The sequence below is a fragment of the Marinoscillum luteum genome, from assembly GCF_044005705.1.
In the GTDB taxonomy this organism is placed as follows: domain Bacteria; phylum Bacteroidota; class Bacteroidia; order Cytophagales; family Cyclobacteriaceae; genus Marinoscillum; species Marinoscillum luteum.
The window spans coordinates 440,413-458,139 of the sequence record NZ_JBIPKE010000015.1; the positions used below are offsets into that span (position 1 = coordinate 440,413).

Below are 17,727 nucleotides of genomic sequence, written 5' to 3' on the forward strand. Positions count from 1 at the left end.
CCTCCCCAAAAGGAATTATCGCACTACCAACTTAGAACTATACACTTTTCCTCCAACAGTCCACGAGAGTAAATAAACCCCTGAAGGGAGTGCATCAGGAAGGATAAAGTATCCTTCCTTGTTATGATCAATCACGCGAATAATGCCCCCACGGATACTTCGAAGCATAACGGTACCCGGGATTTCTCCGCCTTGATGGTCAATAAAACACACTTCGCCACCTGCTCTTGCCGGATTGGGATATAAGTTCAAAGGATTCGAGGAATTCCGCTCATCCCTGGTGTAGTACAATGTGCCAAGTCGTTCCATTTTCCCGTCAAAGTCAAACTGGGTCAGACGATAGTACGTCCCTACACTGGGAGCTTTTGTTTCCAGCATATAATCGTGCTGTATATCAGAGGTGCCATGCCCCGGCACTTGTGCCAGTATGAGCCAGTCTCTACCGTTCAGGCTTTGCTCCAATTCAAAATAATCATTGTCCAGCTCAGAGGCTGTAGACCAACTCAGCGCCAGTGAATTTCCCTTTTGAAGGATTTTAAAATAAAGTAACTCCACAGGCAGGCTATTATCGGTCTGGTCACCCCCCACACCATACTCACCATATCCCGACATGCCTGTGCGCTGTAAAACGGGCGCAGCATTCGAACCGGTGGTGGTTTGATGGGTGCCATTGAGTGCCCAATTCGAAGCGGAATTGGTTCGGTAAAGCAGGTGCAACTTGGTATAATCATCCACACCCACAAAGTTGGTGGCTGTAAAATCAGCCGTATAGAGTCCGCCACTCAGGGTGTTAGCCGATATGCCCCATACTCCTGTCACCCCTATCCTGTCGATATTGCCCCCTGACTCTGAAAGCGGAAGACCGGCATTTCCCGGGTGTCCTTCCACAAACTGTGCGGTCAGCCTGCCTCCGGTACCTGGAGCTGAGGTGAAGTTGATCCTGGCTGGTCGGTAATCCGTGGACGTGCCGATGGGAAACAGGCCCGTGGTACCGGTGTTGGTGGCATTGGTAAACCACCTGGTAAAAGAACCGGTCACAATCCCGGAAGTCCAGTTAAGTGTCCCTCTGGAAGAAGTAGAAGTGCCCAGTGTCAAGGCATTGGCTCCATTGAGGATGTTTCCTGAGGTCATTGTCAGTGTGGTATTGATCGTCAGTGGAGTAGACAGTGTTACATCCCCCGAGGTGCGGTTTAAAGTGAAATGATTAACAGACTGAGCTCCGGAAGTGAAGCTGAGCGTTCCCAATGATCCGGTTCCGGTAATATTCAACGCGGAGCTGGCACCTCCCGTCAAAGTGCCACCGGTCACCTGAGTATTTCCGGATAGACTTAGCGTATTGGCACCTATGGAAAGTGCTCCGGAGGTCAAATATAAGGTGCCCGAAACGGTTGTGCTCGTCGTGAGGGTCACTCCGGACGTATTGTCGATCTCCAAATGACCATAGACTCCCGCTGTGCCCAGGAGGGTCTGGCTGGCTGTGCCGTTCATAATGATCACCCCATCGGTCAGGCTCTGGTGGATGCCCGAATTCTCAATATTTCCATCGATGGTAAAAATGTATCCGCCATCTGAAAAAGTACTACCACTACCAATGGTCAGTTTGCCCTCCGCCCCTGCTGTGCCGGTCAGCGTTTTAGTACCAGAGCCCGATATGGTCAGGTGATGAAACGCTCTGCCATCTATACTCTGATTGCCTGAAGCTCCGAAGACCACCGTGGAGACGCCACCGTTGCTACCACGGGATATGGTCCCAAATGTAGGTACCGTCAAGTGGTTAATCGTGATCGTGGCGTTATTGGACACGTCCACCATCCCAGAGTAAGCAAACGTAGCAGGAATGGTGAAATTGATAGCATTCGTACCGTCTCCATTCACCAGCTTGCTGCCAGCTCCGCTTATGGTCAGGTTGCCTGTAAGAGCAGCGGTGGTCCTGTTTCTCAAATTAAACACCTGGCCGTCTGCAGTGAAATTGGACGGAGCTGTCCCTGTTCCATTGGTGTTGGTCCCCCAAGTGGCCAGCGTATGAAGGTCACCCGTGGACTTGGAGTAATAAAGTATCTGATTATAAGTAACTGTAATCCGAACATATTCCACCCGGGGAGCGGCCGTTCCATTTCGGGATTTTGCCACTATGTCTATTCCGAAAGCCGTATTATTGAGTTCACTATAGGTCCAGGTTGTTCCCCAAAGGTCGGATGACCCGCCAAATCGGATATACCTCGGATTCTTTTTTGGCCATGCCGAATTCTTGCGCGCCTTGTTGGTCCCGACGGGGCCTGTAGACTTCCTGAGCTGGATAGTCTGGTCTTGTGTTTTTCCGTTAGCTCCCTGCATGCGGATCTCTACCAAAATCCCATTGATGGTAGCCCCCACGGGAATGCTAAAACCAAAATTGGTCAGGCGCAAGGTATTGGTCATATTCCCGGCTCCAACGATGGATGCCGTAGCGGCACTCGTGTTGTCAAAAGTTGCATTGGAGGGATTGGACCAATTGTAGGAGGTACTACCTGAGGTGGTAGACGTACCGGGGCCATTTGGTCCCTGTTGACTGGCTAAACCTTTTGTTTCCGCTAATAATGCCAGCGAAACCATAAGTAAAACCCGAATCTTATCGTTCATTGAACTTATAAATATACCCGGTTTTTATGAGAGTCTCCTCCGGATAAATTGGCTCAATATACGATGGATTCAGTGAGATGTTGTGCGTTTTATGATCTGAATAAAAATAAGTTTTTCTGCTCCCAATCAACCATTAAGTGGGATAAGCACTAAAACTGGGCTATCACCTTTGCATGCGTTTCTGTTCCAAAAAAATTACTGGCCGCATCGCTGAAAGGTGGCATATCAGACACCACTCAGTCCGAGCAACCATGACGTTATCGTATGGTTCTTTTCAAAAAGGCCTCTAAAAACGGAGGTCACCGTAGAACTACCTAAATCCTCAACACCGCGACACGATATACAACCGTGTGTTGCCTTTAGGACCACACCTACGTCTTCCGTTTGAAGTGTGATTAACAACTCTTGCGCTATTTGCATAGTCAACCGCTCCTGAACCTGTGGCCTCCGGGCATAAAAATCCACGAGTCTGTGAATCTTTGATAACCCAATAACATACTCCTTTGGTAGGTAAGCCACATTAGCAACACCCTGAATTGGCAGGAAATGGTGCTCGCAAAACGATGTAAACGGAATGTTTAATTCAACCAACGGGTGATGATAATTATACTCGTTTTTAAATACAGTTATCCCAGGCTTATTTTTTGGGTTTATCCCTTTAAAAACTTCATTTACATACATTCTGGCTACTCTGACCGGGGTTTCCCTTACACTGTCATTGGATAGATCCAATCCCAGAATATCCATGATCTCTGCAAACTTTTTGGCAATAAGCTCGATTTTGATGTGATCGTCATGGTCAAATGCATCATCACGCAGAGGGTTCTTAACCACTGCGTGATGATTGTTACCTTTTGCGATGGCTGCCACTCCATTCAAATTATCCATCGTCAGTTACCGGCTGGGTCAAGATTACTTTCTGTCAGTTTCGCCAAAGAAAAAGCTGCAATGGCCATGACTAAATCCCTTACGGCCACATCTACATAACTCCAGCTGAAAATTAATGTCAGGGCAATAGCCACCAACCAGGCCGAAACGATGTAAGCCCCGATATTTGTTTTGGTCAAAACCAAAATCCCAGCAACAATTTCAATGATGCCCACCACCATCATAAAGATGGAAGGATCAAAAGGAAGCATCCCTGCAAATCCCTCCGGTATATACTGACTCCAATTGGTTAAGAGGTTAGAAAATTTGTCCAGACCCGCCACAATGGGTACCAGTCCAAAGGTGTATTTCAATACATTTTTAACAAATTGTACGTTCGTGTTCATGATTCTAAAAATTTTGATTGTTGTTAATCTGTTACACCCATTGGATAGCAGACTCCGGAAAAGGATACAGTATTTTGTATCTTTTTTAAAGGTTTAGGCATCTAACAGGCAAACCACAGCAAAATGGAAGCTATAAACATCAACGACTTCAGTGATCATCAAATAAAAGATGCAGACGTCATCAAACGCATACTGAGCGGCGAGAAGGAGCTCTATGAGATTTTGGTAAGACGCAACAATCAAAGACTGTATCGTGTCATCAGAAGCTATATAAAGGAAGAAACCGAGATAGAAGATGTCATGCAAAACAGCTATATCAAAGCGTATAACAAACTGTATCAATTCAACTCAGATTCTCAATTTTCAACCTGGCTCATTCGCATTGCCATCAATGAATCATTGGCCGAATTGAAAAAGAAAGGAAAAACACTTTATTTAAACAACAAGGACATCAACGATGACCTCATATTGGAAATCCCAGACCATAGACAACTCAATCCTCAAGAAAAGATGGCGCAAACCGAAACCAAATACCTGCTGGAAAATGCTATTGACCAATTGAGCATAAAATACAGAACCGTTTATGTGATGAAAGAGGTAGAAGAGATCAGTCTGAAAGAAATTGCAACCACCCTGAACATCAGCGTTGCCAATGTGAAAATCAGATTGCACCGGTCCAAAGAAATGCTCAAAGAATCTTTATTGAAGCTCACCAACAATACAGACGTTTTTGAATTTGGATACAGCAGGTGTGACCGGGTAACCGAAAAAGTAATGAGCAGCATATAGTGTACCCAGGTCAACGATGCTGCTGGCTCCCGACATATTTGCATTATTGAATTCACTTAATCATTCTGGAAGCCCACATAAATTAGGCATTGGAAATCATCAAAAGCTTTAAGGAGGGGTAGAAATGGCTCAAGTCAGAATCTTGTGTTAATATTAGGTACTGATTAAGGTCAAAATCCAAACCTTTTGTAAGGGCTATTGTTTGAGAAACAAGCCCGCATCAAATCAGGTTTTAACGAACGCTAATATTTTCAAAAATGCAATACAGAAAGCTAGGAGACAGTGACCTCAACGTATCAGTAATCACTTTTGGCGCCTGGGCCGCCGGAGGATGGATGTGGGGCAAAACAGAGCGTAGCCAGGCTGTGGATGCCATACGATCCGCATATGATCAGGGAGTCACCTCCATAGACACCGCTCCCATCTACGGACAAGGTACCAGTGAAGAGATTGTGGGAGAAGCCATCAAAGACATTCCCAGGGATCAAGTACAGATCCTGACCAAATTTGGAATGAGATGGGATACCTCCAGGGGCGACTTCTTTTTTGCCAGCAAAGACAATAGTGGTAAAGACATGGATATCTATAAATATGCAGGGAAGGAAAGTGTAATCAAAGAATGTGAAGACAGTCTGAAACGCTTGAAAACTGATTACATTGACTTATACCAGATCCACTGGAACGACTCCACCACCCCTATCATAGAAACCTTTGAAGCCGTGGCCAGCCTGATAGAGCAGGGTAAAGTAAGGCATGCGGGAGTATGCAACTACACCGCTGCTCAGATGGCAGAGGCCGAAAAAGCCGTAAAGCTGGTTTCGAATCAGATTCCCTTCAGCATGGTCAACAAAAAAGTAGAAGATGAAACCGTACCCTACTGCATAGCCAATAACAAATCTGTACTGGCCTATAGTCCTCTCGAGCGAGGACTACTCACAGGGAAAATCAAGCCCGGTCAGAAATTTCAGGAGGGTGATCACCGCTCTACCAATAGATTCTTCACCGAAGAAAGTATTCTGAAAACCAATGCATTCCTGGAAAAAATCAAACCCCTGGCAGATGAGAAAGGTGCTACACTGGCTCAGCTGGTGCTCAAGTGGACAATAGAGCGCCCGGGAATCACCATCGCTCTGGCGGGTGCGAGAGATGCCACTCAGTCTGTACAAAATGCAGGCGCAGCGGCCCTGAACCTTTCCACGGAGGAGATTACCTTCATCAATTCAGCACTTTCCGAAATCTGAAATCAATGAAACTAAAGGAGCCTCCAACCGGTAGCTCCTTTGGGTTTTTACTTATCTAATGTCGTGATTTGATAGGCGCAACGTCTGGCCCCTTGTACGATATGCTCCACCCGCTCCACCTTCACTCCTTCACCAAGGGTTTGCCTGAAGTTCTGAAGTTCGGCTTGGCAAAAGCCCTGGCAACGGGTAGCTGCTGCACAGATGGGACAATGGTTCTCCACCAAAAAATAAAGATCTCCGTCCTGATACCACTCAGCCATATAGCCCTCCGCTGAGCGAATGCTTACCAGATAGTCCAGACGATCCTCCAGACGGCCCATTCCCTCCACACCTGACTGGTATTGCTTCAAAGTTTCCTGCTCTCTCGACTGGATGAGCCGATCTAAACCCTCTTGTCCAAACAACGCCTTAACGGAAGTGAGCAACTGTAGCGTCAGTTCGGCATGAGCATCAGGAAAAAGCCCAAAACCAGCTGCTGTGATTTGATACAGTATAATCGGCCTACCCACCCCCTTCGACTGACTTTCGGAGGAAATCCACCCCTCTTCCATCATCCGCATGAGGTGCTGTCGGGCACCCTCATTGGTCAGTCCCATCTCGCCGGCTAAAACAGCCGCAGGTTGTGCGCCATGCATTTTCAAATACATAAGCATTCGCTTCTGCGTTTGATTCAAAGAGACAAAACCAAGGGCTGAATATTTTTCCAAGTTTTTACTTGTTTTATTATGCAAATAAAATACTTTTGCCACGTGACAGCAAGGGATCAGCCAAAAAGTGTCACAAAACTTTCTTTCAAAATCATAAAACACTGAAATTATGTCTTTCGAACTACCTGCATTACCCTATGCATACAATGCACTGGATGCCCATATCGATACAGCTACCATGGAGATTCACCACACCAAGCACCATCAGGCTTATGTGAATAAGCTCAATGATGCCATCAAAGGCACTGAGGCAGAAGGGAAATCCCTGGAAGAAATCATTAAAAACATCAGCAAATTTGGAGCTGGAGTGCGCAACAATGGCGGAGGTCATTACAACCACTCACTTTTCTGGACCATTCTTTCGCCCAGCCCTGCCAAAGCCCCTGAAGGTGCGCTCAAGGCAGCCATTGATAAAAAATGGGGAAGTTTGGAGGATTTCAAAACGCAATTCGAACAAGCAGCGGCTACCCGCTTTGGGTCTGGCTGGGCATGGCTCTATGTCACTGCCGATGGTGAGGTGGCCATTGCCTCCACGCCCAATCAGGACAATCCTTTGATGGATGTGAATCCTGAGAATGGCACACCTATTCTTGGATTGGATGTTTGGGAACATGCCTATTACCTGAAGTACCAAAACAAACGACCGGATTACATCACTGCTTTTTGGAATGTATTGGACTGGAAAGCTGTAGAGGCCAATTATGCCAAAGTGGTAGGCTAAGCCTAACTCCATAAATCTCTCTCACAAAGGTACATAATGGGTATGCTCGATAAAATCGCCTCCCATTCTGTACCTTTGTCGTTTTTATAAAAAATCAAAACTGCCCAGCAGACCAAAAGACCCACAAAGAATGAACATCCTCATTTTCAATGGTTCATTAGAAAGCCAATCCAACACCACACCTACCCGCATTGCCCGGGCCTTTACAGATCATCTGGAGCAGCGTGGAGCTACGGTTACGACGTTTCACCTATCCGAGGCTGGCATTCCGCTCTTCGATTTTAGTTTTGAAGAAACTCCATCATCAGTTGTGGACATGGTGAATACTTTCAGAGCCGCAGATATGCACATTTGGCTCACTCCACTCTATCATGGCAGTATGACTGGTGCCATGAAAAACTGCCTTGATTGGTTAGAAATCAGCGCACGTGAAGAAGTTCCTTACCTGACCAATAAGATCATCGGGCTCGTCTGTTGGGCCGATGGTGCCCAGGCTATGCAGGGCATTAATGCTATGGATGCTGTAGCAAAGGCGTTGCGGGCATGGGTGCTTCCTTACAGCATTCCCATCGTTCGCGGCAATCTTTTTGTAGCCGATAATCAGGAAATGAGCCCCGACTACCTTGAAAAAATCGAATTAATGTCTACGCTGCTCAGTGATCGACAACCTATTAATTTCACCATTTAGCATCACCCAGGCATAGGATTTCAGTACCCAAATAGAGTGATTTTCAGAGGTTGAATGGGAGTTTTTTCATAAGTCTTTAAAAAATATCAGTCTCAACACGTATCTTTATAGCGACAAGCCACTTTAATCCTTTAACTAATCTTTTTAAAGAAATGAAAAAAGTAAAACAAACCCTGCTATTGATCGCTGTTGCGTCCATGTCTGCTTTTATGAGCTGTGGACCTGATGATGGTGGCGACAAAACTGAAAAAGAAGTATTGACAGAAGCACTGGTATCCACTACATGGACGGCTGATGCCTCAGTAACTGATGTTTCAGGAGTCAATGGCACGTTCGACATTGGGACCTTCACAATTAAGTTTACTGAAACAGCTGATGGTCTGGCGTTTACCTTAGGTGGCGACATCAGCAGCTATATTACTGGCGGAACTTTTTCTGTGAGTGAGGCTGGTGATATCTCTAATATTCTTGTTAATTCAGCATCAGCTGAATTATCTGCTTCAGTTACCAGTTTTGTGGTAAATGCAGCTAGAACCTCTGTTTCTCTCAACATTAATGTGACAGAAGCAGGTGCAAGAGTTGGTGGCATTGGTCAGTACGTACTGGTATTTAGTGCTGGTTCTTAATCAGATTTAGAAAATTCAAACTATAAAAAGCTGTCCATAACGGACAGCTTTTTTTATGCCTGAGAAAGTTGTTTGGCTGTGTCTAAGGAATCCACCCAAACTGAGCAACCAATCAAAGACCCTCTTTCATTCGCTCCACCACATCCAGGAACTGATCAATTTCCAATCGCTTAGCCAGAATTCTCTTATCCGCATCCAGCAGGTAGATTCTGGGGGTGCTCCGCACATCATAGGAAACCCTGAAATAACTCTTGCCTGTAGGGTCTATCAGGTGAACCCACATGGGGTTGTGACTTGCTACAAATTTCTTCCAACGGCTCACATCAGTAGTGGTACAAAGGGCTACCACTGTAATGTCCAGCTCAGCCATCCGGCCGTCCACTTCTTCCAGTTTTTTCACTGATTTCTTACAATGCCCACAGTCAGGGTCGTAAATAAATAGCAGAGTGTACCCGGTTTGAATGTCTGAAAATGAAAAAGCCTGCATCAGCGTATCCACCGCATTGATCGGTGGTGCCTGTTTGCCAATGAGATTCGGCTTCACATAGGCTACTTCCTCTCTGAGGGTCTTCTCGTACTCCTCTGAAATCCACGATGCCCTACCTGTCAGGTAGAAGTTTTCAATCATGTGAACCATCACAGCATCCATCCCCATCACCTTAGACTCGGCATATTTCTTAAATAGGGTCACCAACCAATACCTGAAAGATTCCTCGTCATGCTTGATCTGACCAAAAAACCAATCCAACTCTCTGATCAGGCTGTCCGGCTGCTGAATCACCACCTCATCAAAATACTTGGTCACCTTAGGGTAAAGCAGTGGAGTTCTCAGCAGGCGACGATCCTGTAGCTGCCCCTCCTCAAAGAAATGACTCTTATAAAAAGTATAACGCTGCTTTTTCCGCTGTGATTCATCGCTAATGCTATCCAGGGATGGTACGTCGGGATCTCGCATCAGTCGCAAAAAAGCCGCCACAAATGACTGGTCGTTCTCCGAAATGAGCTTTTTCCTCACATCCTCCATTTGTACATTCAGCTCACGAATATCCTTCATGATCCGCACCGAATCTTCACCAGTCGCTTCCTTGAGGCGCTCCACAAAAGACCTTTGCTTCTTTTGTAACCCACCTATCTCCACCTGAAAACTCCTAAAAAGTTCATTTTCCTTGGAACCACTCACTTTGAGTTGATCATAACCTCCGGACACACTGGTTTCCAATCCAAATGACTTCCCATCCATTACGAACTCAAAATAATAGCTGGGAGTATATATAAAGTATATCCCCTGTCTAGGCTGATTTACCTTCATCGAAAACCGATCTTCACTGACAGGCAGTGTATCCATCAGGTATTTCTGATGACCAAAGTGATAACCTATGTAGGCAATTGAGTCTTTGAAATCCTTTATTCTGAAATTGATCTCTGCAGACTGACCCTGGCTTAAATATGGAGCAATCCAAAGGATCATCAGGACGATTTTTCTCATCGCAAGCAAGTTGTTTTTGAAATAATGAAGACACGCCGCCATTGCACCTCTTGACGACCACAATGTTCGCCATAAATTTAGAAATTCCTGAAGTCAATCGAACACGAAAAGAGACCAATATCCAGTGATTTTATGATCGAAAATGTGGATTTTTCAATAGAGTTTTAATTACTTTGAAAAATCATCAATTTATATAGCCTATTTTTTTAGTTATTTGCATTTATTCAATGGTTAATAGGATAAATTGTTAATATTGAAATAATGTTTGGTGAAACGAGTGTTTTCTAGTTTTTCATTTTATTTGAAGAGACAAATTCAGTATTTTTAAGGTTGGTTTAACAATAACATATTTCTATAAATGGTAAATAAAGGACTGTATACCAAAGAGTTGGAGCATGATTCTTGTGGTGTGGGGTGTGTTGCAGACATCAACAACAGAGAATCACACAAAAATGTGAAGGATGCGCTGACCATGCTAAAGAACATGGAGCACAGGGGTGCAACCGGTAGTGATGAAAATACAGGAGATGGAGCTGGTATTTTAGTTCAGATTCCACACGCCTTTTTCAAAAAGGAACTAGAGAATTTCGGCATCACCCTACCCTCAAAAGGATCTTATGGTGTGGGCATGATCTTCTTCCCTAAAAACTATCAGGTAAGGGAAAAATGTCGGCAAGTATTTAACAAATGCCTCAAGGACCTTGGTCTTAACCTCATAGGATACAGACTTGTGCCGGTGGACTCTCAGGTGCCCGGACATGAATCCAAAGCAGCCGAACCATACGTAGAGCAAATTTTTATTGGCATCAACGAAAAACTCACGGAAGAAGAACTCGAAAGAAAACTTTTTGTGCTGAGTAACTACGCCACCCACGAAATCAAAAATCAGGTTGAAGGACAGAATGGTGACTTCTATGTGTGTAGCTTGTCAGCCCACACTGTGATATACAAAGGTCAGTTGAAGACCGACCAGCTGGAAGATTACTACCATGATCTGACCAACAAGGATTTTAAAAGCGTTTTTGCTATCGTGCATTCACGCTTCTCCACCAACACCTTCCCAAACTGGAAGCTTGCCCAGCCTTTCAGATACCTGGCCCACAATGGCGAAATCAACACCATACGTGGTAACGTGAATAAAATGAAATCGAAGGAAGCGAATATGTCTTCCCCTCTTTTCACCGAAAAGGAACTGCAGTGGCTTCTTCCTGTGACCGATCCTGCTAATTCGGATTCGGCCAATCTGGACGCACTTATAGAGCTACTCGTGCTTGGTGGACGCAGCCTACCTCACGTCATGATGATGCTCGTGCCAGAAGCATGGCAGGACAACTCGCAAATGGAGGTAATGAAGAAGGCCTTCTACAAGTACCATGCATCCATCATGGAGCCCTGGGATGGACCAGCCGCCTTGTTTTTTACCAACGGAAAGCAACTCGGTGCCACTCTGGACAGAAATGGATTGCGCCCGGTTCGCTACTGTGTTACCAAAGACAACAGGCTTATCATGGCTTCAGAAACCGGGGCCATTCCGGTGAAGCCCGAAAATGTATTGGAAAACGGTCGTTTACAGCCAGGAAAAATGCTTTGGCTGGATCTTCCCAACAAAAAGCTCTTCTACGATGAAGAAATCAAAAATGAGGTAGTCAAAGACAAGCCCTATTTTGATTGGATCAAGAAGGAAAGAATCAAACTCAGACTCCTACCGGATCCTGAGATAAAAGAGGAAAAAATCGAAAAAGAACTTCTGAGAAAGCAGCTGAAAGCCTACGGCTATACTCAGGAAGATGTAAAACTGACGGTAGGCCCACTGGCAGAGCTGGGAAAAGAGCCGCTGGGCTCCATGGGAGCAGATGCTCCTCTGGCCGTATTGTCCAGACAAAGTCAGCACATCTCTAATTACTTCAAGCAGTTTTTTGCTCAGGTAAGTAACCCGCCAATCGATCCTATCAGAGAAAGACTGGTGATGTCTCTTTATACCCGGGTGGGTGAATCCCTGAATATATTGGATGAGTCTGCACTGCACACCAAGCAAATTCACATTTCGCAACCAGTACTTTCACGAGCTGATTTCCAAAAGCTGATTAGTCAAAAGGAAATAGGATTTGACTATGGCAGCATCGATGGCACTTACGATCCTTCTGAGATCAATCTGAAAAGCGCACTGGATCGGGTCTGCTCAGAAGCTCAGGCCGAAGTAGAAAAAGGTAAGAAAATCCTCGTTCTCTCCAATCGCAACATTAGCGAGACCAGGGTGCCTATTCCGTCACTACTCACTATAGGCGCAGTGCATCAGCACCTGGTGAAAGAAAACATCCGTACAAAGACAGGTCTGATCGCAGAGGCCGGCGACATCTGGGAAACTCACCATTTTGCCACCGCTGTAGGTTACGGCGTGAGTGCCGTGTATCCATTCAAAGCTTATGACTGTATTGCAGACCTTTATGCAGATGGCAAGCTGGATCAGGAAACTTCATTGAATACCTATTATGAAAATTTTGCCCATGGTATAGGCAGTGGTCTCTTGAAGATCCTTTCCAAAATGGGTATCTCTACCCTCCAGTCTTATCAATCTGCCCAGATTTTTGAGTGTGTGGGATTGGGATCTGAAGTAGTCAACAAATGCTTCAAGGGCACCGTCAGCAGATTGGACGGCCTCACCTTTGAGGATCTGGAGAAAGAATGCCTGATCAAACATGCATCTGGATTTGATACAGATAATAAACTACTGGAAGTGGGAGGATATTTCCAATGGAAAAGAAATGGTGAGGCCCACCTTCTGAATCCGGAAACCATCCATTTGCTACAAAAATCAACCTCTCTTGGAGATTACGAACTGTTCAAAAAGTATGCAGCAAGTGTACATAACTATCAGGACAGCACCATCACCCTGAGAAGTTTGTTTGATTTCAAAAAACGAACATCCGTACCACTGGAGGAAGTAGAGCCCGCCAGTAGTATCATGAAGAGATTTGCTACGGGTGCCATGTCTTTCGGATCCATATCTCACGAAGCACACTCCACATTAGCCATTGCCATGAACAGAATTGGTGGCAAAAGTAACAGTGGTGAAGGTGGAGAAGACGAGATTAGGTTTGCTAAAAAGCCCAATGGTGACTGGGAAAGATCTTCGATCAAGCAGGTAGCGTCCGGTAGGTTTGGAGTGACCAGTAATTACCTGAAGGAAGCGACCGAACTTCAAATAAAAATAGCACAGGGTGCAAAGCCCGGAGAGGGCGGTCAATTGCCAGGACATAAAGTGGACGAGTGGATTGCCAAAGTGCGACACTCTACACCAGGTGTTGGGCTCATTTCACCCCCACCACACCACGACATCTATTCCATAGAAGACCTTAAGCAGCTTATCTATGATCTGAAAAATGCGAATAGACATGCCCGGATTAATGTAAAACTGGTATCAGAAGCAGGTGTCGGGACCATAGCTTCCGGTGTGGCTAAGGCCAAAGCAGATGTTATATTGATCTCAGGTGCGGATGGAGGTACTGGTGCCTCACCACTTAGCTCCATCAGACACGCCGGGCTCCCATGGGAGATTGGGCTGGCCGAAGCGCATCAGACCCTCCTGAGAAATAACCTGAGAAGCCGGGTCGTGTTGCAAACAGATGGTAAGCTTATGACAGGACGTGATGTGGCCATTGCAGCATTGTTGGGAGCTGAAGAATTTGGATTTAGCACCACAGCGCTCATTGTTGAGGGTTGTATCATGATGAGAAAATGCCACCTCAACACTTGTCCTGTAGGGATCGCCACACAGAAACCTGAGTTGAGAAAGCTATTCACCGGTAACCCGGATCATGTGGTCAACTTCTTTACCTTCATCACAGAACAGCTCAGAGAAGTGATGGCCGAACTGGGTTTCCGTACCATCAACGAAATGGTAGGTCAATCCAACGTGCTCAAAGTGCGCAGCGATCTTGATCATTGGAAACTAAAAAACATAGACTTCTCTCCTATCCTGCATCAGGAAAGTGTGCCTGCCTCTTTTGGTAAGCATCACCAAATAGACCAGGATCATGGACTGGAGAAGGTGCTGGATAGAAAATTGATTCGTGATTACCTCAATAAAGGTGAGAACAACAAAACCTACAAAATCATCAACATCGATCGGTCCGTAGGCGCCATGCTCTCGCATGAGGTATCCAAGGCATATGGCAGTGCCGGGTTGAAGATGAGTCCAATTAAAATCGGATTCACAGGGTCTGCCGGACAAAGTTTCGGAGCATTCCTTGCTCCGGGCATTGAGTTTTGTCTGGAAGGTGAATCTAACGACTACCTTGGAAAAGGACTTTCAGGAGGTAAAATCGTAGTAAAGGTGCCTCAAAAGGCCACATTCAAGCCGGAGAAGAACATCATCATTGGTAACGTAGCGTTCTACGGAGCCACTTCAGGAAAAGCCTACATCCATGGCAACGCCGGAGAGCGTTTCTGTGTGAGAAACTCAGGTGTAGAGGCTGTAGTGGAAGGTGTAGGTGACCATGGTTGTGAATACATGACCGGAGGAAAAGTAATTATCCTGGGTGAAACAGGTAAAAACTTCGCCGCCGGAATGAGCGGTGGTATCGCCTACGTTTTAGACACCGATGAAACCTTCCGAGATAAGGTGAACATGGAAATGGTAGGCCTGGAACAACCCGGAAGTGATGATTTGGCCTACCTCAAGGAGGAAATTGGAGCACACGTTACCAATACAGGTAGCCAGCATGCCGCCAATATCCTCGACGACTGGGATCACATGCAGCAGTACTTCGTCAAAGTGATGCCACACGATTTAAAAAGAGTTTTAGAAGAGAATAAAATACAAGAAAAAGTAGCATAATGGGAGCAGTAGACGGATTTTTAAAATACAACAGAGAACTTCCTGAAGTAAGGGACCCGAAGAGCAGGATTGCAGATTACAACGAAATCTATGTTCCATTCGCAGAGGAGAAAACCAACAAACAGGCCGCCCGATGTATGGACTGTGGAATTCCCTTTTGTCATAATGGCTGTCCACTGGGCAACCACATTCCTGACTTCAATGATGCTGTTTTCAACAAGGATTGGGAGACTGCTTTTAAGATTCTTTCATCGACAAACAATTTCCCGGAATTCACCGGACGCATCTGTCCTGCTCCATGCGAAGGCTCTTGCGTTTTGGGGATTAACAAGGATCCTGTAGCGATCGAATTGATCGAAAAATCTATTGCGGAAGAAGCCTTTGAACGAGGGCTGGTAAAAGCCAATCCTCCTAAAACAAGAACTGGGAAATCCGTAGCGGTAATAGGATCAGGACCGGCGGGACTGGCAGCGGCTACACAACTAAATCAGGCAGGTCACAATGTGACAGTGTTTGAAAGAGCTGATCAGATCGGTGGGCTCCTGCGATATGGTATTCCGGATTTTAAGCTGGAAAAATGGACCATCGACAGAAGGCTCAAAGTAATGGAAGAGGAAGGAATCACATTCAAAACCAACGCCAATATAGGAGTCAACATTCCTGTGAGCGAATTGGAAGAGAAGTTTAACGCCATTGTGCTTTGTGGCGGCTCTACAGTACCGAGAGATTTACCTCTCCCCGGTCGCAGCCTGAAAGGCATTCATTTCGCAATGGATTTCCTGAGTCAGCAAAATAAGCGTGTTTCCAATAGAGAAAATGTTCTGATCAACCACCAGGGAGTAGATACCAAAGAGGACATTTTCGCCACAGGAAAAAATGTAATCGTGATCGGTGGTGGTGACACTGGATCTGACTGTGTGGGTACCTCCAACCGACACAAAGCAAAATCAGTCACTCAGATAGAGCTCCTATCCAAGCCACCTGAATCCAGAACCCAGCTCAACCCGTGGCCTGAGTGGCCAATGACCCTCAAAACCTCATCTTCGCATGATGAAGGATGCGAGCGGGCCTGGGCCATCCTCACCAAGGAATTTATTGGGAATGACAAAGGGGAACTCACCGGCCTGAGACTGGTGGACATCAACTGGGGAAAGAATGGCATGGAAGAAGTTCCGGGCACCGACAGGGTGATCCCATGTGAACTGGCGCTTCTGGCCGCAGGGTTTGTGCATCCTCAGAAAGAGGGAATGATCGAACAACTGGGGCTCGAGCTTGATGAAAGAGGAAACGTAAGAGCTGAAAATTATGCCACCAGCAAGAGTGGCGTGTTTACAGCCGGTGATATGCGCAGAGGCCAATCTTTGGTGGTCTGGGCTATCTCTGAAGGCAGAGAGGCTGCCCGTGCAGTAGATGAATTTCTGGAAGGAGCTTCTAAGCTGCCTTCAAAGTCAAAATCATTCTATCAGTTAGCCTAGATCTCTGATCTCAAAATCATCACCCTTGCCGTATCTGGTGATCTCTGACATCAGATACAATTCCAGGGTATTGACATCTTTAAGTTTGAAATCCTGGGGGGATAAAACCTCCAGGATTTCAAATTCATACTTGTCGCCATAATTTACCAGCCAATACCGCTTTCCTGCCCTCAAACTACTATAGCTTAATCCCTTCATATTGTATTCTCAGGGGGATGTGAAATCCTTAAGCGAAATTATCTACACTAAATTTCAATCCAAGCCAAAAAAGCATTAAAATTGGATGTTGATAACCTAACCGACATATAAAATGAAAATTTCGATTCGATACGCTTTCACTCTACTCATAGGATCTGCATTCGCTTTGGCCCTGGTAGGCTGTGGTGGCAGCTCCAACGAAAAGTCTGCCAAGGAGGCCGCATTTGAGGAAGCAGAGAAGAAAATATCTTCCGACCTGGATCAGGTCATACATGACCTCCCCTCACCTACAGAAGTTCCTTATATGCTCCAGGCTACAGGTTCGGACTTTAATGGTACGCTTATCAATGGACTGGAAAACCTCTCCAAATATGAGACAAGTGAAGAGGAAGCTAGTCTCAATCTGGGAGTGTACGCCACGGATATGGGCTACCTACTTTCCTATGAGAAGGTGTCAGAGTCCAGACAATATATGGAGGCATGTCAGAAGCTGGCAGAAACCTTAGGTGTCGCTTCAGTATTTGATGTGAAGACTATGGAAGAATTTCAGGGTAACCTGAACAACCCAGATTCCCTAAGCAAAATCCTAAGCCGTGCCATTGTAGAAGCTGAAACCAGACTGGAAAGCTCTGACAGAGTATCTGTAGCGGCGCTCATCCTTACAGGTAGCTTCTTAGAAGGCCTTTACCTGGCAGTGAAGGTTATTGAGACCTACCCTTCAGACGTGCTTGATGAAACCAATAGAAACCTTATTCTGGAGCCATTGGTAAAAGTGGTTCTCGATCAGAAAAAACCTTTGCTGGATGTGATTGCCATGCTCAAGGATCTGCCTCAGAATGATGCCATTGCTAAAATGATCACTGAACTCAGTATACTCCGAATCCTATATGACGGAGATTTGGCTGACATACAGGCCAAAATTGCATCTAATGAAGGTAATTTCATTCTCACCCAGGACATGTTGATTGATATTACTACCGAAGTAAAAAGAGTAAGGAACGATATTGTAGCCTTCTAAAAAATTAGCTAAAACATTACCTAACCTGAAGAAAAAGCATTGGGATCC

14 protein-coding genes are annotated in these 17,727 nt (G+C 45.6%); 8 read left to right on the top strand and 6 right to left on the bottom strand.

The annotated features are described in order from the left end of the window. Nucleotides 1-15: 15 nt before the first annotated feature. The 3 genes from ACHKAR_RS09660 to ACHKAR_RS09670 all read right to left on the bottom strand — a co-directional run bounded on the left by ACHKAR_RS09660 (nt 16) and on the right by ACHKAR_RS09670 (nt 3,893). Nucleotides 16-2,619, bottom strand: coding sequence for a hypothetical protein (locus ACHKAR_RS09660; protein WP_395417244.1), 2,604 nt, complete (start codon nt 2,617-2,619; stop codon nt 16-18). Nucleotides 2,620-2,844: 225 nt separating this feature from the next. Continuing rightward, nucleotides 2,845-3,507, bottom strand: coding sequence for a GTP cyclohydrolase I FolE (gene folE / locus ACHKAR_RS09665; RefSeq protein ID WP_395417245.1), 663 nt, complete (start codon nt 3,505-3,507; stop codon nt 2,845-2,847). Nucleotides 3,508-3,509: 2 nt separating this feature from the next. Continuing rightward, nucleotides 3,510-3,893: a hypothetical protein gene (locus tag ACHKAR_RS09670; protein ID WP_395417246.1), complete on the bottom strand. Its 384-nt coding sequence runs from the start codon at nt 3,891-3,893 to the stop codon at nt 3,510-3,512. A gap of 123 nt (nt 3,894-4,016) precedes the next feature. Here ACHKAR_RS09670 and ACHKAR_RS09675 point away from each other — a divergent pair, with 123 nt between their 5' ends. Continuing rightward, entirely contained in the window at nt 4,017-4,682 is a 666-nt protein-coding gene (locus ACHKAR_RS09675; protein WP_395417247.1) for an RNA polymerase sigma factor, read from the top strand. Nucleotides 4,683-4,939: 257 nt separating this feature from the next. Then, the gene (locus ACHKAR_RS09680) at nt 4,940-5,923 is read left to right on the top strand and encodes an aldo/keto reductase (protein ID WP_395417248.1); all 984 of its coding nucleotides are present in this window, start codon (nt 4,940-4,942) and stop codon (nt 5,921-5,923) included. A gap of 47 nt (nt 5,924-5,970) precedes the next feature. Here ACHKAR_RS09680 and ACHKAR_RS09685 read toward each other — a convergent pair whose 3' ends face one another. Further along, nucleotides 5,971-6,630 carry a helix-turn-helix transcriptional regulator gene (locus tag ACHKAR_RS09685; RefSeq protein ID WP_395417249.1) on the bottom strand — a complete coding sequence of 220 codons (660 nt, stop codon included), beginning with the start codon at nt 6,628-6,630 and terminating at the stop codon, nt 5,971-5,973. A 109-nt stretch (nt 6,631-6,739) separates the two neighbouring features. Between ACHKAR_RS09685 and ACHKAR_RS09690 the strand changes: the two genes are divergently transcribed. The 3 genes from ACHKAR_RS09690 (at nt 6,740) to ACHKAR_RS09700 (ending at nt 8,665) form a co-directional block, all read left to right on the top strand. Further along, on the top strand, nt 6,740-7,351 hold the full coding sequence (locus tag ACHKAR_RS09690) for a superoxide dismutase (RefSeq protein WP_395417250.1): 612 nt from the start codon (nt 6,740-6,742) through the stop codon (nt 7,349-7,351). Between the two features lie 130 nt (nt 7,352-7,481). Then, a complete protein-coding gene (locus ACHKAR_RS09695; RefSeq protein WP_395417251.1) occupies nt 7,482-8,039 on the top strand; it encodes an NADPH-dependent FMN reductase in 558 nt (185 codons plus the stop codon). A gap of 152 nt (nt 8,040-8,191) precedes the next feature. Next, nucleotides 8,192-8,665 carry a hypothetical protein gene (locus ACHKAR_RS09700; protein ID WP_395417252.1) on the top strand — a complete coding sequence of 158 codons (474 nt, stop codon included), beginning with the start codon at nt 8,192-8,194 and terminating at the stop codon, nt 8,663-8,665. A gap of 112 nt (nt 8,666-8,777) precedes the next feature. Here the strand turns inward: ACHKAR_RS09700 and ACHKAR_RS09705 are convergent, their stop codons facing one another. Continuing rightward, the gene (locus ACHKAR_RS09705) at nt 8,778-10,151 is read right to left on the bottom strand and encodes a redoxin family protein (RefSeq protein WP_395417253.1); all 1,374 of its coding nucleotides are present in this window, start codon (nt 10,149-10,151) and stop codon (nt 8,778-8,780) included. Between the two features lie 358 nt (nt 10,152-10,509). Here ACHKAR_RS09705 and gltB point away from each other — a divergent pair, with 358 nt between their 5' ends. Together gltB and ACHKAR_RS09715 are read left to right on the top strand one after the other, a co-directional pair. Beyond that, complete coding sequence (gene gltB, locus ACHKAR_RS09710) at nt 10,510-14,988, top strand: glutamate synthase large subunit (protein ID WP_395417254.1); 4,479 nt, start codon at nt 10,510-10,512, stop codon at nt 14,986-14,988. After that, entirely contained in the window at nt 14,988-16,463 is a 1,476-nt protein-coding gene (locus ACHKAR_RS09715; protein WP_159579165.1) for a glutamate synthase subunit beta, read from the top strand. Before gltB ends, ACHKAR_RS09715 begins: the two co-directional genes overlap by 1 nt. On the opposite strand, the gene ACHKAR_RS09720 is transcribed toward ACHKAR_RS09715, so the two are convergent. Continuing rightward, on the bottom strand, nt 16,455-16,661 hold the full coding sequence (locus ACHKAR_RS09720) for a hypothetical protein (protein WP_395417255.1): 207 nt from the start codon (nt 16,659-16,661) through the stop codon (nt 16,455-16,457). The two genes, ACHKAR_RS09715 and ACHKAR_RS09720, sit on opposite strands and share 9 nt — an antisense overlap. A gap of 112 nt (nt 16,662-16,773) precedes the next feature. Here ACHKAR_RS09720 and ACHKAR_RS09725 point away from each other — a divergent pair, with 112 nt between their 5' ends. Continuing rightward, the gene (locus ACHKAR_RS09725; RefSeq protein WP_395417256.1) at nt 16,774-17,679 is read left to right on the top strand and encodes a hypothetical protein; all 906 of its coding nucleotides are present in this window, start codon (nt 16,774-16,776) and stop codon (nt 17,677-17,679) included. The last annotated feature ends 48 nt before the right edge of the window (nt 17,680-17,727 follow it).

What these genes read in the sequence shown, in the direction of transcription:
- ACHKAR_RS09660 (WP_395417244.1), bottom strand. Translation starts at nt 2,619, where the DNA reads ATGAACGATAAGATTCGGGTTTTACTTATGGTTTCGCTGGCATTATTA.
- folE (WP_395417245.1), bottom strand. Translation starts at nt 3,507, where the DNA reads ATGGATAATTTGAATGGAGTGGCAGCCATCGCAAAAGGTAACAATCAT.
- ACHKAR_RS09670 (WP_395417246.1), bottom strand. Translation starts at nt 3,893, where the DNA reads ATGAACACGAACGTACAATTTGTTAAAAATGTATTGAAATACACCTTT.
- ACHKAR_RS09675 (WP_395417247.1), top strand. Translation starts at nt 4,017, where the DNA reads ATGGAAGCTATAAACATCAACGACTTCAGTGATCATCAAATAAAAGAT.
- ACHKAR_RS09680 (WP_395417248.1), top strand. Translation starts at nt 4,940, where the DNA reads ATGCAATACAGAAAGCTAGGAGACAGTGACCTCAACGTATCAGTAATC.
- ACHKAR_RS09690 (WP_395417250.1), top strand. Translation starts at nt 6,740, where the DNA reads ATGTCTTTCGAACTACCTGCATTACCCTATGCATACAATGCACTGGAT.
- ACHKAR_RS09695 (WP_395417251.1), top strand. Translation starts at nt 7,482, where the DNA reads ATGAACATCCTCATTTTCAATGGTTCATTAGAAAGCCAATCCAACACC.
- ACHKAR_RS09700 (WP_395417252.1), top strand. Translation starts at nt 8,192, where the DNA reads ATGAAAAAAGTAAAACAAACCCTGCTATTGATCGCTGTTGCGTCCATG.
- ACHKAR_RS09705 (WP_395417253.1), bottom strand. Translation starts at nt 10,151, where the DNA reads ATGAGAAAAATCGTCCTGATGATCCTTTGGATTGCTCCATATTTAAGC.
- gltB (WP_395417254.1), top strand. Translation starts at nt 10,510, where the DNA reads ATGGTAAATAAAGGACTGTATACCAAAGAGTTGGAGCATGATTCTTGT.
- ACHKAR_RS09715 (WP_159579165.1), top strand. Translation starts at nt 14,988, where the DNA reads ATGGGAGCAGTAGACGGATTTTTAAAATACAACAGAGAACTTCCTGAA.
- ACHKAR_RS09720 (WP_395417255.1), bottom strand. Translation starts at nt 16,661, where the DNA reads ATGAAGGGATTAAGCTATAGTAGTTTGAGGGCAGGAAAGCGGTATTGG.
- ACHKAR_RS09725 (WP_395417256.1), top strand. Translation starts at nt 16,774, where the DNA reads ATGAAAATTTCGATTCGATACGCTTTCACTCTACTCATAGGATCTGCA.